Source organism: Burkholderia sp. SIMBA_062, from assembly GCF_046534765.1.
Taxonomy (GTDB): Bacteria; Pseudomonadota; Gammaproteobacteria; order Burkholderiales; family Burkholderiaceae; genus Burkholderia; species Burkholderia ambifaria.
On record NZ_JAWRYD010000530.1, the window covers coordinates 1 to 244 of the forward strand.

Below are 244 nucleotides of genomic sequence, written 5' to 3' on the forward strand. Positions count from 1 at the left end.
GTGTAGAAGTTAAGGCTCATACAGAATGGCCAGCATCAAGAAACATCCATATTATCAGTCATGTTTCTGTTCGTGACGTACGTTCTTATGATTTACGTCATATCGGGCACCACAAAGCAGAGGATCCATGGAGTGATACAGCAAGAGATGTAGCGCTGATAGACTGTACAGCAATTCAGCCTGTATTCAATAGTTTGTATGAGGGTGTTACTCCAAGGGCATTAGACGTGTCCGCATATCAACG

The 244-nt window shown here is 43.4% G+C and carries 1 protein-coding gene; it reads left to right on the forward strand.

Annotated elements, in window-relative coordinates; translation table 11 throughout:
* The coding region (locus SB786_RS37340; RefSeq protein WP_410731728.1) for a hypothetical protein at nucleotides 1-244 on the forward strand (244 nt) is incomplete at both ends.